The organism is Brevundimonas vesicularis (assembly GCF_032067225.1).
GTDB classification, from domain to species: Bacteria; Pseudomonadota; Alphaproteobacteria; order Caulobacterales; family Caulobacteraceae; genus Brevundimonas; species Brevundimonas vesicularis_F.
This window is the reverse complement of sequence record NZ_DAMBJX010000026.1, coordinates 1-14,522: the sequence shown is the minus strand read 5'-3', so window position 1 is coordinate 14,522 and position 14,522 is coordinate 1. Positions and strand designations below refer to the sequence as shown.

The following is a 14,522-nucleotide window of genomic DNA, read 5'->3' as shown; positions in this document are numbered from 1 at the left end:
TGCATCGCGACGCGCAGTTCTTGCCCAGCCACGCGCCACGCCCGCTCGCACAAAGCGTTGTTTTTCCACAGGATCGTTGATCGGGCGGTCGTCATGATGGGAAAGACGCGCAAAGGTCGGGCCAATCGGATTGCGGGCATCCCGCGTGTCACTGATCGGCAGCGCGCGACGCCGGGCAAAAAGTGGCGAGAGCGCGGCAATAACGACCGCCGCGCCTCGGATCCGTCGACCCCGACCCTATGCTTTGCATTGTTTTTGCTGACTTATTTTCTTGGCCCGACCCTTGCGTCGAGGGCGGCGAACTCTTGGGCGCAGCAGGCGCCGTCGTCGCTCCTCACGAAAGCCGCCGCGCTTCCATGTCCACCGCTTCCGCCCTGCTCGCGCCTGCCGCTCCGGTTTCGACCGGAACGTCGGCTGCCGCCCTGGGCGCAGAGGCAGTCGATGCGGGTCTGTTCTCCAGCAAGGTCGCCGATGCGCTGAACGCGGGTGTCTACGGCGCGCCGGCCGAACGGCTGACGCCCGGCCGTCTGACAGGCGCTCGGTCGCTGGGCGTCATCATGGCCCAGCCCATGGCGGTCGAGCCGGACGCCAACACGCCGACCCCGACAACCGAAAGCGTCCCTACGATCTCGGGCGAGATAGCAGACTGCGCAGCTCAGCCTTCCCTTGCCCACGAGCAGCAGATCGGCACGGACACGGCCGCGAATGACGACGATAGCTCTGGCCTCGTCGCCGCAACGCCGTTTACAGCCACGCAACCGACGCCGGCCGTTCCGGTCGCTCAATCGCTCGATGTCGCAGGCTCGTCGGCCGTTTCCGAGGACGCGGCGGAAATCCCTGTCGATCCACAAGCTCCCAAAGATGTTGCGTCAGTCGCATTCGTTGCGCCCGAGGCGATGACGACGACGGTCGCTATGACTTCTCGTTCTGGAACTGCTCCGGCGGCCAAGACTGCGCCGGCGCCTGCCAATCAAGATCTTGAAGCGAAGGCCGCCCTGACGGCCGCGACCGCTCAAGCAGTCCTTTCCGAACTCTCCGAAATCCTGACGACCGAAGCGCTGACCTCTTCTCCCGCCGCGACGAAGCCGGCTGAAGTCGAGGCCGCCAAGGCCTCGGTCACGCCTGCCCAGCCGACGACGACTACCGACGGTCCGAAGCCGACAGTCGCGCCCAAGCCTGCCTTTACGGTAGACGGCGAAGCAGCGCCTCGTCCGACCGACGCAGCGCCGCCGGCGCCTGCGAATTTCGACGCTGCGGCCAGCACGATCCAAGTTGCTGCCGCCAACACCGACAAGCCGGCCTCACCGTCGCCGATCGCTCAATCCCTTGCGGCCGCTCAGATCTCGACCGCCCAAGTCCAGATCGCCGTCACGTCGACGACGCCCAAGCCGTCGATCATTGTCGCCGCCGAGGTCGTCGCTGCGATATCCGAAGCGGCGTCGTCTTTGACAGTCGAAACGGCTGAGGCGTCCCATCAGCCGGCAAAGGCAGCATTGACCGATACGCCGAAGCTGCAAACCGCGCTTCAGCCCGCCACGCCCCTGCGCGGCAGCCTCCAAGCGGTGATGGACCAGACCGGGGACACCGCCGTTCCTGCGGTTCAGACGGGCTTCTCCGAAGACGCCACCCCTTCTAGCGCCGCGATCGAAGTCGCCGCCAAACCGACGCCCTCATCCGCTAAGATAGCCGAGCCCGCGATTGCCGGCGTCGCCGCACCGGAGCCGGCCTCGCCCGAAGCCCCTACAGCAAGCCCCGCGCCGGTTGATGCGCAGCCTGCTCAACAGGCTGCCGTGTCCAGCCATGCTCAGGGCCTGCCCACCCTGTCACGCGCCACCGTCGAGACCACCGCCCAACTCGCCGCGCAGATGGCCCGCAAGCTCGAGGGCCGTTCGACCCGGTTCGACATGGTGCTGACGCCCGAAGATCTGGGCCGTGTCGATGTCAGTCTTGAGATCGGCAAGGACGGCCAGTTGTCCGCTCGCCTAGCCTTCGACAATCCCGCCGCAGCCGCCGATCTGAAGGGCCGCGCCGACGAACTGCGTCGCCAGCTTCAGGAGGCCGGCTTCCAGGTCGCCAGCGACGCGCTCGACTTCTCGCAACGCGAACCGTCCACAGGCGGTGGTGCCTTCGAGCGCCAACAGCAGCGCAACGCCCTGTTCGCCGGCGGCTCTCGCCTCGCGGCCCAGGCCGACATGCCCACCGTCCCGGCGCCCGGCGCCTGGATCAACCATTCCCTGACGCCTGACCGCGTCGATCTGAAGGTCTGACCCCATGGTCGACGCCGTCACCACAAGCGCAGCAGCCGGCCGGGTCACCGGCGGCACCAAGGCCCTGGCCTCGAACTTCGAGACCTTCCTGACCCTGCTGACCACACAGATGAAGAACCAGGATCCGCTGTCGCCGCTGGACTCCAATCAGTTCACGGCGCAGCTGACCCAGATGGCCGGCGTGGAGCAGCAACTGCTGACGAACGACCTGCTGACCAGCCTGCTGGCCGCCCAGGCCGGCGGCGGTCTGGACAACGCCGCCAACTACATCGGCAAGAGCGTCACCGCCGCCTGGACCGCCACCGAGTTCAACGATGGCAAGGCCAGTTGGGCCTACGAACTGGGCGCCGACGCGGACAAGGCCACCCTGCAGGTCGTCGACAGCAAGGGCGTCGTGGTCTGGGAGGGCGCCGCGCCCGACAAGACGTCCGGCCTGCACACCGTCTCCTGGGACGGCAAGCTGAAGGACGGCGGCACGGCCGAAGACGGCGGCGTCTATACGCTGAAGGTCGCCGCCACCGACGCGACCGGCGCCAAGGTCGACGCCCAGGCCCTGATCCAGGGCCGGGTCACCGGCGTCGAGATGTACAACGGCGCGCCGTATCTGGTGATCGGCGACTCCATCCTTCCGCTCTCGACCGTGATCTCGCTCAACGAGATCAAGGCCCAGGCGGCCAACGATACCGACGATACGGAGAATCCGAACGTCCCCACCGAGGAGGCGGCCGCATGATGCGATCCGCCGCCTTCCCGATGACCTCTATTTAAGGAGCGTTCTTCATGAGCCTCAACAGTGCAATGCTGGCCGGCGTGTCCGGTCTGGCCGCCAACTCCGCCGCCCTGGCGGCGATCTCCCAGAACATCGCCAACGTGAACACCGTCGGCTACAAGCGCACGGCCAGCGAGTTCCAGACCCTGGTCAACAGCCAGACCGCATCGGGCGGCAGCTATTCGGCCGGCGGCGTCACGACCAACACCCGCTCCTACGTCAGCCAGGAAGGTCAGCTTCAGCGCACGACCTCCAGCACCGACCTCGCCGTCAACGGTCAGGGCTTCTTCGTCACGACGACGCAGGCCGAGAACGTCGGCGCGACGGACACCCGCCTGTTCACCCGCGCCGGCGCCTTCACCGTCGACAAGCAGGGCTATCTGAAGAACAGCGCCGGCCTGTATCTTCAAGGCTGGCCGGTGGACTCCAACGGCGAAATCTCGACCGATCCCTCTGACCTGTCGCGCCTGCGCTCGATCAATATCGGCTCGGTCGGCGGCACGGCCGAGCCGACCACGCGCGTCCAGATCAACGCCAACCTGCGTTCGAGCCAGGAATCGTCCTCGGCCGCCAGCGCCCAATCCTACAAGGGCGTGTCCGATACGGCGACGCCGGCCGTGACCCATGACGTGTCGGTCCGCTACACCCGCACCGGCGCCAACAGCCACGATCTGGTGATCAAGTCCGGTTCGCAGAAGATCGACGCCTCGGCGACCTTCGACCCGACCACCGGTGCCATCACCGGGCTGACGATCAACGGCGCGAACGCCGGCTCGGCGGCCCCGGTCGGCACGCCGCCGACCCAGATCCAGTTCACGCCGGCCAGCGGCCCCGCCTATACGATCAACCTCTCGGACGTCGGCCTGGGCAACGAAAACGTCGCCAAGACGAAGTACGATCCGTCGGTCAACTCCATGGCGATGTACAACGCCGACGACGACAACCCCGTCGGCGTGAAGCCCGACTTCAAGATGAACATCCCGGTTTCGGACTCCAAGGGCGGCCAGCGCAATCTGGAGCTCCGCTTCCTGAAGAGCGACGAACCGAACATCTGGTATGCGGAAATCGTGTCCGTGCCGGCCAGCGACGTCATCGCGGGCGCACCCTACGCCAACGGCCAGATCAAGACCGGCAAGATCGCCTTCACGCCGTCCGGTCGCCTGGACGTCGATACCATGAAGGCCTGGCCCGCAGGCACGGGCCTGTTCGATGACCCGACCATGGCGACGCTGAACTTCGGTAAGTCCGACCCCGCCAACTTGACCATGCCGGCCGGCCAGGTCGCTTGGGCCGACGGTCTGGGCATCGCCGCCCAAGCTGTAACGCTGGACCTTAACACCTCGGCCGGCGGCCTCAGCCAGCTGAACACCGCCTCGGTCGTCCAGTCGACGGTCACCAACGGCACGGCGTTCGGCAATCTCAGCGAGATCAAGATCGATGAAGGCGGCTTCGTCACCGCCATCTTCGACAATGGCGTCATGCGTCGCATCGCCCAGGTCGCGGTCGCCACCTTCCCCAGCCCCGACAGCCTGCGTGAAGTGTCCGGCAACGCCTACGCCGTCAGCCTTCAGTCCGGCACCTTTAACCTGAAGGCGGCGGGAACGGGCGGCGCGGGCGAGATCGCGGCCAAGCAGTTGGAGTCCTCGACCGTCGATCTGTCGGCCGAGTTCACCGGCCTGATCACCACCCAGCGCGCCTATTCCGCCTCGTCCAAAATCATCACCACGGCCGATGAAATGCTGGCCGAGTTGATCAACATCAAACGCTGATCGGCGAGTAAGTAAGCGTTAGTCTCGATGAATCGTCGCGCAAGCAAGGTTTACAGAGTCGTTCAGGGAGGGGCGGAAGTTATCCGTTCCTTCACCACGACCCTTAAACGGACCTTAGTCGGGGACGCCTACCTTCATGACACTACGGTGTTGGTGAAAGAGGCATAAGCCCATGTTGCAAGAGCGACGCCTTAATAGCAAAGGCGAACAATACGTGGTCGGACCGACTGGCACGCCCCTGACCCTCAACGATCTGCCGCCGTCCAACACGGACCGGTGGGTGATCCGGCGCAAGGCCGAAGTCGTCGCCGCCGTTCGCGGCGGCCTGCTCAGCCTCGACGACGCCCTGGCGAAATATCGCCTGACGGCCGAAGAGTTCCTGGCCTGGCAGAAGGCCATCGACAAATGGGGCATGCAGGGTCTGCGCACGACGCGGATCCAGAGCTACCGCTCCTGAGGGTTTCCCCGAAGACGTGAAGGGCCGCATCCGGCGACGGGTGCGGCCCTTTTCGTTTGCGGGCCTCGAAATCGCGCCGGTTCCGCACTAAATGGCCGCGATGACCCTGGTCGAAGATTTCTGCCCCGTTCCCGACATCGCGCGCACCGACATCGATGCGGCGGTCGAGAGCGCGCGGGCGGCGGTCGGCCTGCCGGTCGGCGCGCGGGTCGTAGCCGCCATGTCGGGCGGTGTGGACTCCACCGTTGTCGCGGCCCTGCTGCATAAGGCGGGTTACGACGTCGTCGGCGTCACGCTGCAGCTCTATGACCACGGCGCGGCGCTGAAGAAGAAGGGCGCCTGCTGCGCGGGTCAGGACATTCACGACGCGCGCCTGGCCGCCGACATGATCGGCATTCCACACTACGTTCTGGACTATGAGAGCCGGTTCAGGGACGCGGTGATCGACCAGTTCGCCGACAGCTATCTGAAGGGCCAGACGCCGGTCCCCTGCATCCGCTGCAATCAGACCGTCAAGTTTCGCGACCTGCTGGACGTGGCGCGCGATCTGGGCGCCGAGGCGATGGCGACGGGTCACTACGTCCGCCGCGCGGTCGCCGGCAACCGCTCGCAGATGCGCAAGGCCATCGATCATTCGCGCGACCAATCCTACTTCCTGTTCGCCACGACCCAAGACCAACTGGACTATCTGCGTTTCCCGCTGGCCGATCTGGAAAAGCCCCAGGTGCGCGGCGTCGCCGCCGAACTGGGTCTGAAGATCGCCGCCAAGCCGGACAGCCAAGACATCTGTTTTGTGCCTTCCGGCGACTATCGCACCCTGATCGACCGCCTGCGTCCGCAAGGGCGTGAGGCCGGCGAGATCGTGCATATGGACGGCCGGGTGCTGGGCCAGCACGCGGGCATCACGGACTATACGATCGGCCAGCGCCGCGGCCTGAACGTCGCCGTAGGCGAGCCCCTGTTCGTGACCCGGCTGGAGCCCGAGACCCGTCGCGTCATCGTCGGCCCGCGTGAAGCCCTGCTGACGGCCAGCCTGACGCTGGAAGAAACCAACTGGCTCGGTGACGAGGCGACCATCATCGAGGCGGCCGAGGCCAACATCCCGGTCCTGGCCCGTGTCCGCTCGACCCGCCAGCCCTCGCCTGCCCGGCTCGCCCTGATCGACGGCGATATCCGCGTCGTCTTTGACAATGGCGAAGAGGGCGTCGCGCCGGGCCAGGCCTGCGCCCTGTACGATCCGACGGACACCGAACGCGTCCTGGGCGGCGGCTTCATCCGCGACACGACGGCGGTCGTCGTCTAGCCCCGACCCGAGTGTGGAGACGATGTGGAGGCGGGGTGGACCCTGATTGCAGGTTTCTCTCAACCTCGGACATCAAAGATGCACCGGGCTGTTGCACGGCTGTAAACTGCGCATCGCAATGACGGCGTAATCCCCGCCCCGACTAAGCAGGGGATAAAAATGCATCGTCAAACCAAACTGCGCCTTCAGCTGCTGCTGGGGACCGCCCTTCTCGCCGCGCCCGTTTCCGCCTTCGCCCAGACCGCGCCTGTGCAGACCGCGCCGACGGCCGCCAGCGCCGAGCCGGCCGGTCTTGACGACATCGTCGTGACCGCGACCAAGCGCGAAACCAACCTGCAAGACACGCCGATCTCGATCTCGGTCGTCAACGCCGAAGCCCTGGCCGATCGCCACGTGCAGAGCCTGATGGACCTGGCCGACGGCAGCGTCCCCAGCCTGCGCATCGCCACCTTCGAAGCCCGTCAGTCCGCCCTGACCATCGGCATCCGCGGCATCGTGCCGAACGACGCCAACCAGCCCGCCCGCGAGCAGGGCGTCGGCGTTTATGTCGACGGCGTCTATCTGGCCCGCCAACACGGCCTCGCCGCCGCCCTGCTCGACATCGAGCGCGTCGAAGTTCTGAAGGGTCCGCAAGGCACCCTGTTCGGCCGCAACACCGAAGGCGGCGCCCTGTCCCTGGTGACCAAGAAGCCCACAGGCGTGTTCGGCATGCGCGCCATCGCCGGCGTCGGCAATCTGGAGTCCTACAACTCCGAACTGCACGTCGACTTCCCCGCCCTCGGCGACTTCGCCTTCAAGGTCGACGGCATCATTTCGGTCCAGGGGCCGGTGACCGAGAACATCCTGCCGGGACAGACAGGCTTTGGCGAATATGACCGTCGCGGCCTTCGCTTCCAGACGCGCTGGACGCCGGCCGACAACTTCACCGCCACCTTGGCGGCGGACATCAGCAAGGACAAGAACACCCCGTTCTACAGCCAGCTGCTGAACTTCAACCCGAACGGCCTGACCGTCGTGCCGTTCACCTCGGCAACTGTTCCCTCGGGCAGCATTCGCGCCCTGTCGCCCCTGGTCCAGGTCGAAGGCTCCAACCGCATGACGCAGGCCGACATCGGCGTGCCTCAGCAGTTCAGCGTCGACGACACGCGCGGCATGGATCTGCACCTGTCGTATCGCCCGACCGACTCGCTGGAAATCCGTTCGATCACGGCCTACCGCGATCTGGACGTCGAACAGTACGACAACATCGCCGGCGCCCACCGTCCGCCGGTCGTCGGCCCGAACGGCCGCTTCAGCCGCTATTCGCTGGCCGGCTTCTGGCAGCACCAGTTCAGCCAGGAACTGCAGGCCGTCGGTTCGCTGGGTGACAGCATCGACTACGTCGGCGGCGTCTTCTACTTCAAGGAAACGGTGTCCGACGACGCCGCCACGCCCTCGACGAACCAGTGGAACGCCGACGGCACGGGCTACACCATCCTGGACCCCACCCCGACGATCCGCGGCTTCCGCTCGCTGGACCGCAAGTCTACTGCCCACTCGGAATCCAAGGCCATCTACGGTCAGGCGACCTGGACCCCAGTCAGCATGGACGCCCTGCACCTGACGGTCGGCGGCCGCTACACCTGGGACGATAAGGACGGCAAGCTGGAGGTCGTCAACAACGCCCCCACCAACCTGACCTTCAGCTCCAAGGTCGATCGCTTCGACCCGCTGGTCACCCTGGCCTATGACGTCAGCAACAATATCAACGTCTATGGCAAGTATTCGACCGGCTACCGCGCCGGCGGCGCCTCCTCGCGCTCGCTGACCTACCGCTCGTTCGATCCCGAAGAGGTCAAAGCCTACGAAATCGGCCTGAAGAGCGACCTGTTCGACCGTCGCGTCCGCTTCAACGCGGCCGTCTACGCCATGGACCGCACCGACAGCCAGATCGACTTCAGCCTGGTCACCGTCCAAGGCGCCTCGACCCGCAACACGCTGGAAACGATCAACGCCCCGGGCACCACGAAAATCCGCGGCGTCGAGCTGGAAGGGCAGTTCCGGGCGACCGACAATCTGACCCTGTCGGCGTCTTACGCCTATACGGACGCCAAGGTGCCGGACACGGTCAACCCGTTCAACGGCCAGGTGCAGCAGGTCTTCATCGCCTATACGCCTGAGAACGCCGGCAGCGTCGCGGCCGACTGGAACTCGCCCTTCATGGGCGCGACCCTGAAGGCGCACATCGACGCCAACTACGCCGATGCGGCCCACAGCTTCGAGCAGTTCGCGATCAAGGCCGACTCGTCCTTCGTCGTGAACGCCCGCGTCGCCATCGCCGACATCACGACCCGCGACGGCGGTCCGCTGCTGGAAGTGGCCCTGTGGTCGCGCAACCTGCTGGACGAGACCTACGTCTACCGCCGCGATCCGTCGAACCGGAACACCCTGGGCGACTACGGCAACTTCAACAACCCGCGCACCTTCGGCATCGAGCTGCGCGCCTCCTACTAAGCGTTCCTTCCGAACGACCGACTGGCCCCCTTCCGCCCGCGCGGGAGGGGGTTTTTCTTCGTCTGCGTGAAGGCTTTGCGACGACGATATGAAACTTCACCGCAGTCGTCCGGTTTCGCTGGACGACGCGACGATCTGGCGCGATGGCGGCTTTCGGAGACGCCATGAGCAGCCTGATCCTGATCGCCGATGACGCCGCCGAGGGCGTCGAAATCCTGGACGCCGCCCTGCGTCGGGACGGCTTTCGCACTGTCGTCGCCGCCGACGGCCAGCAGGCGGCCGACTTGCATGCCTCGCTCAAACCCGATCTCGCCCTGCTCAGCGTCCGCCTGCCCGTGCGCGACGGCTGGGATGTGCTGGGCGAACTGCGTCGACGCGGCGAGATGCCCGTCATCATGGTCGGCGACCGGGACGAGGCCACAGACAAGCTGCAGGCGCTGCGGATCGGGGCGGACGACTATATCGCCAAGCCGTTCAAACCGGCCGAGGTCACGGCCTCGATCCAGACCATCCTGCGACGCAGCGGCGGCGGCGGCCGGGCCGCCAAGACCCTGCGCGTCGGTCCACTGGAGGTGCAGTTGGAAAACTATCTGGCGGCGATCCTGACGCCGTCAGGCAAACGCCGTCTGGACCTGACCCTGACGGAGTTCCGCATCCTGGCCCACATGGCCCGCACGCCCCTGCGCGTCTTCAGCCGCAACGAGATCATGCAGGCCTGCTTCCCCAACCAGGCGGTGCTGGAACGCACGATCGACAGCCACGTCAGCCACCTGCGCCGCAAGCTGGACGCCGCCGACGCCGCCGGACTGCTGACCAATGTACGCGGCGTCGGATACCGGCTCGAAGCCGAGGTTTGATTCCCCTTACGCCGCTACGGCATAGACCCTCAGCCGATGGCCGTCCGGATCGCTCGCCACGAAGCTGCGGCCCGGCGCGGCGTCCGTCGGCGGCGTCAGGATGCGCGCGCCACGATCCCACCAGTCGATATGCGCCTGATCCACCGCCTCGGCGCCCTCCAGCGGAAAGTCGACCTCGCAAACCTCGCGCCGATCGCCGGCAAGCCGCAGCAACCCTAGCGCCCGGCCCGACGTCAGCTTGAATAAGGCCCGGTCCCGTCCCGCCATCACCGGCCGACAACCCAGCAGGCTGGCATAAAAGCGTGCGCTGATCTCCGGATCCGCAACGGCCAGAAGAATATCCTCGATCTCGCTCATCAGCCCGGCCCTCGTGTTTCCAACACGCCGAACCCTAGCCTTCGCTGCTGCCAATTTCCGTCAGCAGCCGTCGCCTGACCGCGATCTTTCATGCGCCTCGCGCCAGGTCTTCATCAGCGCCTGGCGACGCGTCGGATAGCGCGCCTCCATTACCTCCGCCTCGACGATGCGATCGGTGCGGAAACTGCGGAAATCACCGCGCAGTTCGCACCACGCGATCAGCAATCGCACCCGGTCGAAGAAGGCCAGGGCGAACGGCCAGACGACACGCTCCGACGCCGACCCCGCCTCGTCGCTGTAACACAGCTTCAGCCGCCGCTCGGTGCGGATCGCTTTCCTGAGCAAGGCCGGATCGACCCGATCCGCCGGGAATGGTTCGCCTGGCACGACCAGCAGGGCCGACGTGTCCATCTCGTCGCGCAGATCGGGCGGCAACACCGCGGAAATCCTTCCCAGCGCCGCCAGCGCCGCATCGCGCATGCGCGGATCGGCGCGGTCCGCCACCCAACGCGACCCCAGCACCAGGGCCTCGATCTCTTCCGGTGTAAACATCAGCGGCGGCAGCATGAAGCCCGGCTTCAGAACATAGCCGACCCCCGCCTCCCCTTCGATCGTCGCCCCTTGCGCCTGCAGGCTGGCGACGTCGCGGTAGAGCGTCCGCAGACTGACGCCCATCTCCTCGGCCAACACCTGCCCGCTCACCGGCCGACGATGCCGCCGCAGCACATTCAACAGATCGAGGAGGCGTTCGGAGCGTGACACATTGCGATCCTAGCAGCCCTGCTGCCAGAAAGCGTCAGTAGGAATGGGCCTAGGCCGCTTCCTTGGGCATCACATCGCCGACTGTCGGCCGGTTCTCCGCGCGGGTCAGGGCGATATCTCTGGGTTTGACGATTTCGCCGCAGCAGCCACACGCGATGCGCGGGGTCAGAGAATGGCCGCAGGTCTTGTGGACCATGTCGATGCCGCTGTCGGCGTCGCCATAGACGTGCTTGTTGCCCCAGCCGTGCAAGGTCACCAGAACGCCGTACAGATCCTTGCCCTTGGCGGTCAGGACATATTCGTTGCGCGGCGGGCGTTCGGAATACAGGCGCGGCTCCAGCACGCCGTGCTGGACCAGGCCTTTGAGCCGTGCGGCCAAGACGTTGCGCGCCACGCCCAGATTGTCTTGCCACTGTTCGAACCGGCTGACGCCGTTGAAGGCGTCGCGAATGACCAGCAGGGTCCAGGGATCGCCGATCACCTCAAGCGTGGCGGCGATGGAGCAGCTTTGGCGGCTGTAGTCGGCGGTGCGTCCCATAGGCGCGAAAGTGACGCCGCGTCAGGAATTTGGCAAGGGTTGCAAATCCGAACGCTCCAAGTCAGTCTTGTTTCGCAACGGACGCGAGCCTCCCGGTTCGCCGCCTTGTTTCTTGGACTTCGGCGGGAGATCGTCATCAGGTCTTCCGCCGCTTCTTCGCCTGACGCAGGATTGCGCAATGACGCCGCCCATTTCCCTCGACGCCGCCGTTACGTTCCAGATCCTCGACGACGGCGGTTTGTCCGCGCCCGTGCCGGGTCATTTCTCGAATGGCCCATCGAGCATGGCGCCGGACAAGGGCTTTCCGTTCGGCGGTCTTCTGGCGGCCCTGTGCGCCCAATCGATGCGACAGGGACTGGCGCTGACCGCGCCTCTTCGGACCCTGTCAGTCCAATATCTGTCGGCGGCCAGGTTCGGTGAACAGGTCGCCTTTCGCCCTCGCCTGCTGCGCGGCGGCCGTAACGTGCTGTATGCCGCGGTCGAGGCCGAGCAGGACGGGCGCATGACCCACCATGCCACCGGCACTTATGGGTTGGACGCCGTGCCGGCGCCGTTGACGCCGTTGCACGCGCCGCCCCCGTCGCTGGATCGACTGGACCCCAAGGCCACCATACGCGGGCCGATGTCGCCGCACTTCGCCCAGCACGTCGAATATCGCTTCGACGGCGGCCCCAACATTCTGGGCGGCAACGAGGGCAAGCCGGTGATCGAGCGCACCTGGATGCGGATGGCCGACGGCCGGCCCTTGGATGAGGTGGGCCTGTGCTACCTGCTGGATGCGCTGTATCCGCCCGCCTGGACCGCGTCCAAGACCCCGGCCGCCATGACCACGGTCGATCTGCGCATCGATATCCTGACCGATCCAACGCCCCAGACCGCGCCGGACGGCTGGGCCTTCTTCGAGTTCAGGATGCTTGACCTGGGGCTGGGCTGGACGGTGGACGAGGCGATCGCCTGGGGCGCTGATGGAACGCCGCTGGCCCTGTCGCGCCAGCGGCGCAAGCTACTGCCGCAACGTACCGCCTGAAGTCAGCCCTCATTCATCATTATCGACGACTATTCCAAATCTCTGGAGTGTCGCCCATGCGTCGTCGAAATCGCCTCGTTTCCGTATCCCAAGTCGTCGTCGTGCTGGGCGGTTGTCTGATGCTGCAGGGCTGCCTTGTCGGCGCGGTCGTCGGCGGGACCGCTGCGGTCGTCGGCGGGACGGCGAAAGCCACAGGCGCGGTCGTCGGCGCCGGCTTCGACGCCGTCACCACCTCGGACGAGGAAACCAAACTGCGCCGCGAGCGTGAACAGCGCGACTACGAACGCGAGCAACGCCGCTGCGAACAGCGCCAGCGTCAGGGCAAACGCTGCTAGATCAGAGACTTAGAACGCACCGCTCGTTGATCGTCGGCCGCGCCACCTGAATTCGGCAAAGGCCCGGCCACTCGGGTTTTAGCGTCTTGGCGAACCACAGGCACAGGTTTTCCAGGCTGGGCAGCTCCAGTCCCTCGTGCTCGTTCAGCATGCCGTGATCCAGCGTCTCGGCCGCCGCCTTCAGCGCCCGGTCCAGCGCGCCCAAGTCCGCGACCCAGCCGTGTTCGACATCCAGCACCTCTGACCGCACCGTCGCTTCGACCGTGAAGGAATGGCCGTGGACGCGGCGATAGATGCTGCCCTCCGGCTCGTTCGGGAAGTGATGGGCGGCGTCGAAGGTCGCCTGTTTGGTAATCTCAAAGACGGGCATTAGCGGACGCCGATGTATTTGTGGGTCTGGACGCTCAGGCGCCACTGCGGGTGGGTCAGGCAGTATTCGATGGCGGCGGCGGTATTTTCCACCTGATCCGGCCCATCCATCGGCTGAAGCCAGAACCGCTCGAAATCCAGATGCTCGAACCGATCCGGCATGGCCTTGGGCTGGGGGAAGACCAGCTTCAACTCGGCCCCGCGCGCCTGCACCACATCCGCATCAGCCTTTGGACTGATGCAGATCCAGTCGACGCCGTCTGGCGCTGCAATCGTTCCGTTCGACTCGATGGCGATCTCGAAACCGCGCGCATGCAGCGCGTTGATCAGCGGCGCATCCAGTTGCAGCAAGGGCTCTCCGCCGGTGCAGACGACCAGTTTCGGATCACCTTCGCGCCCACGCCACATCGCCGCGACATGATCGGCCAGCAGATCCGCCGTCGCGAACTTGCCGCCCCCGTCGCCGTCAACGCCGACAAAATCGGTGTCACAGAAGGTGCAGACGGCGCTGGCCCGATCCTGCTCGCGCCCGCTCCACAGATTGCAGCCGGCGAACCGCAGGAAGACCGCCGGCCGCCCGGCCTGTCCGCCCTCGCCCTGAACCGTCAGGAACACTTCCTTGGCCGAATAGGTCATCGCCCCGACGCCCATTCGTCATAGCCGGCCGCGCGCAGTTCGCAGGCCGGACAAGACCCGCAGCCATAGCCCCAGGCGTGCCGATGCGTCCGGTCGCCCTGATAGCAGGTGTGGCTATCCTCGATGATCAGCTCGATCAGCGTGTCACCGCCGATCCTGTCCGCAAATTCCCAAGTCTGGGCCTTGGTCAACCACATCAGGGGCGTGTCGATGACGACCGGCTTGTCCAGCCCCAGCGACAGCGCCCGCGCCATCGCCTCCATCGTCTCGTGGCGGCAATCCGGATACCCAGAATAATCCGTCTCGCACATGCCGCCGACCAGGACTTCCAGTCCTCGCCGATCCGCCAGCGCCGCGGCAGCGACCAGAAAGATCAGATTGCGACCCGGTACGAAAGTGGTGGGCAGGCCGCGCGCGTCCATTTCGATCTTGCGGTCGGCGGTCAGGGCGCTCTCGGCGATCCGGCCGTATCCGGTCAGGTCCACCACATGGTCATCGCCAAGGCGATCGGTCCACTGCGGCAGGGCCGCCTTCATTCCGTCGCGCACCGCCTGACGCGCCTCCATCTCCACCAGATGGCGCT

At 66.0% G+C, this 14,522-nt stretch carries 15 protein-coding genes; 9 read left to right on the top strand and 6 right to left on the bottom strand.

The window, feature by feature from the left end; translation table 11 throughout:
- Positions 1-356: 356 nt before the first annotated feature.
- The 7 genes from RT123_RS08515 to RT123_RS08485 all read left to right on the top strand — a co-directional run bounded on the left by RT123_RS08515 (position 357) and on the right by RT123_RS08485 (position 9,915).
- Entirely contained in the window at positions 357-2,267 is a 1,911-nt protein-coding gene (locus RT123_RS08515; protein WP_313008727.1) for a flagellar hook-length control protein FliK, read from the top strand.
- A 4-nt stretch (positions 2,268-2,271) separates the two neighbouring features.
- Positions 2,272-3,000: a flagellar hook capping FlgD N-terminal domain-containing protein gene (locus tag RT123_RS08510; RefSeq protein ID WP_313008726.1), complete on the top strand. Its 729-nt coding sequence runs from the start codon at positions 2,272-2,274 to the stop codon at positions 2,998-3,000.
- Positions 3,001-3,047: 47 nt separating this feature from the next.
- Positions 3,048-4,805 carry a flagellar hook protein FlgE gene (gene flgE / locus RT123_RS08505; protein ID WP_313008725.1) on the top strand — a complete coding sequence of 586 codons (1,758 nt, stop codon included), beginning with the start codon at positions 3,048-3,050 and terminating at the stop codon, positions 4,803-4,805.
- 172 nt (positions 4,806-4,977) lie between these two features.
- Positions 4,978-5,262, top strand: coding sequence for a DUF1153 domain-containing protein (locus RT123_RS08500; RefSeq protein ID WP_026108337.1), 285 nt, complete (start codon positions 4,978-4,980; stop codon positions 5,260-5,262).
- 91 nt (positions 5,263-5,353) lie between these two features.
- Positions 5,354-6,565: a tRNA 2-thiouridine(34) synthase MnmA gene (gene mnmA, locus RT123_RS08495; RefSeq protein ID WP_313008724.1), complete on the top strand. Its 1,212-nt coding sequence runs from the start codon at positions 5,354-5,356 to the stop codon at positions 6,563-6,565.
- A gap of 159 nt (positions 6,566-6,724) precedes the next feature.
- Positions 6,725-9,058, top strand: coding sequence for a TonB-dependent receptor (locus RT123_RS08490; RefSeq protein WP_313008723.1), 2,334 nt, complete (start codon positions 6,725-6,727; stop codon positions 9,056-9,058).
- A gap of 164 nt (positions 9,059-9,222) precedes the next feature.
- The gene (locus RT123_RS08485) at positions 9,223-9,915 is read left to right on the top strand and encodes a response regulator (RefSeq protein WP_313008722.1); all 693 of its coding nucleotides are present in this window, start codon (positions 9,223-9,225) and stop codon (positions 9,913-9,915) included.
- Positions 9,916-9,921: 6 nt separating this feature from the next.
- On the opposite strand, the gene RT123_RS08480 is transcribed toward RT123_RS08485, so the two are convergent.
- From RT123_RS08480 to RT123_RS08470, 3 genes are read right to left on the bottom strand one after another with little or no spacing between them, the layout of a single operon-like run.
- A complete protein-coding gene (locus RT123_RS08480; protein ID WP_313008721.1) occupies positions 9,922-10,272 on the bottom strand; it encodes a VOC family protein in 351 nt (116 codons plus the stop codon).
- 60 nt (positions 10,273-10,332) lie between these two features.
- Entirely contained in the window at positions 10,333-11,034 is a 702-nt protein-coding gene (locus tag RT123_RS08475; RefSeq protein ID WP_313008720.1) for a YafY family protein, read from the bottom strand.
- A gap of 49 nt (positions 11,035-11,083) precedes the next feature.
- Positions 11,084-11,572 carry a helix-turn-helix domain-containing protein gene (locus tag RT123_RS08470; RefSeq protein ID WP_313008719.1) on the bottom strand — a complete coding sequence of 163 codons (489 nt, stop codon included), beginning with the start codon at positions 11,570-11,572 and terminating at the stop codon, positions 11,084-11,086.
- A gap of 178 nt (positions 11,573-11,750) precedes the next feature.
- On the opposite strand from RT123_RS08470, the gene RT123_RS08465 reads away from it, so the two are divergent.
- Together RT123_RS08465 and RT123_RS08460 are read left to right on the top strand one after the other, a co-directional pair.
- The gene (locus RT123_RS08465) at positions 11,751-12,599 is read left to right on the top strand and encodes a thioesterase family protein (RefSeq protein WP_313008718.1); all 849 of its coding nucleotides are present in this window, start codon (positions 11,751-11,753) and stop codon (positions 12,597-12,599) included.
- A gap of 56 nt (positions 12,600-12,655) precedes the next feature.
- Positions 12,656-12,934: a hypothetical protein gene (locus tag RT123_RS08460; RefSeq protein ID WP_017504585.1), complete on the top strand. Its 279-nt coding sequence runs from the start codon at positions 12,656-12,658 to the stop codon at positions 12,932-12,934.
- Between the two features lies 1 nt (position 12,935).
- On the opposite strand, the gene RT123_RS08455 is transcribed toward RT123_RS08460, so the two are convergent.
- The 3 genes from RT123_RS08455 to RT123_RS08445 form a co-directional block, all read right to left on the bottom strand.
- Complete coding sequence (locus RT123_RS08455; RefSeq protein WP_112861642.1) at positions 12,936-13,304, bottom strand: 6-pyruvoyl trahydropterin synthase family protein; 369 nt, start codon at positions 13,302-13,304, stop codon at positions 12,936-12,938.
- Positions 13,304-13,939, bottom strand: coding sequence for a 7-carboxy-7-deazaguanine synthase (gene queE, locus RT123_RS08450; RefSeq protein WP_313008716.1), 636 nt, complete (start codon positions 13,937-13,939; stop codon positions 13,304-13,306). The genes RT123_RS08455 and queE overlap by 1 nt, the downstream gene beginning before the upstream one ends.
- The coding region (locus RT123_RS08445) for a 7-cyano-7-deazaguanine synthase (RefSeq protein ID WP_313008714.1) at positions 13,936-14,522 on the bottom strand (587 nt) is incomplete at its 5' end. The genes queE and RT123_RS08445, both read right to left, overlap by 4 nt.